We start from the raw sequence: 891 nt of genomic DNA, 5'->3' as shown, positions 1-891 counted from the left end.
ACGGCGACAGTCCCGGCGCGCTGGTCGAGCTGGCGCAGGAGATGGCGCGCCGCGTGGGCGCGCCGGCCACGGTGGAGTTCTATCCGTGGCAGCGGGCGCTGGCGCTGACCGGGGTGCACGCGCGCACGCTGGTGGTGCCGCTGACCCGCACCCCCGAGCGCGAGGCGCAGTACCGCTGGCTGGTGCGGCTGCGCCGGCAGGACTTCGTGTTTGTCGGCCGCCACGGCGGCGGCGTCGACCTGCGCGACCCGGCGGCGCTGGCGGGGCGGCCGGTGGCGGTGCTGCGCGGCTCGCCGCACAAGCGCCTGCTGGAGTCGCTGCACTTCAGCGCGGTGGCCGAGTGCGCGTCGGTGCGCGAGTGCATGCGCATGGTCAGCAAGGGGGTGGTGGACGCCACCTATGGCGGCGAGGACATCCACCGCCACGCGGCCCGGCTGGACGGCTTTCACGAGGCCGACTTCGACTTCGGCCCGGTGTTCCGCAGCGGCGACATCTGGCTGGCCGGCTCGCGCGACATCGGCGAGGACGAGGGCCACGCCTGGCGCGCCGCGCACGAGGCCATGCGCGCCGACGGCACGCTGGCGCGCCTGCTGCGCAAGTACGGCCTGGCGCCCAACTGAACGCCTACTTCGGCCGCGCCCGGCGCGCCTGGATTTCCTTGATCAGCTTGAGCTCCTTGTCGCTGGCCTTGTCCAGCAGCGCCGCGTGCTTGCGGCCCTGCTCGGCGTACGCGGCCACCTCGGGCGGCACCGGCGTGTCCGGATGCACCTTGTAGGCGATCCACGCCGACAGCAGGCACAGCGCCAGCGTGCCGGCCGCGTAGGCGCCCAGCCACAGGCCGGTCTGGCCGCGCGCGCGGTGCAGCGCCTGGCACACCTGCGCCGCCTCGCC

The 891-nt window shown here is 75.0% G+C and carries 1 protein-coding gene and 1 pseudogene; one reads left to right on the top strand and one right to left on the bottom strand.

Annotated elements, in window-relative coordinates:
• A partial coding sequence (locus tag GTP90_RS35870; RefSeq protein WP_161087944.1) for a substrate-binding periplasmic protein occupies positions 1 to 620 on the top strand: 620 nt, incomplete at its 5' end.
• Positions 621 to 624: 4 nt separating this feature from the next.
• Here GTP90_RS35870 and GTP90_RS35865 read toward each other — a convergent pair.
• Positions 625 to 891, bottom strand: a pseudogene (locus GTP90_RS35865) (hypothetical protein); the annotation flags it as partial.

This window comes from Duganella vulcania, assembly GCF_009857655.1.
GTDB lineage: Bacteria > Pseudomonadota > Gammaproteobacteria > Burkholderiales > Burkholderiaceae_D > Rugamonas > Rugamonas vulcania.
Note: the sequence above shows the minus strand (reverse complement) of the source record. Positions and strands in the feature narration are given on the sequence as shown.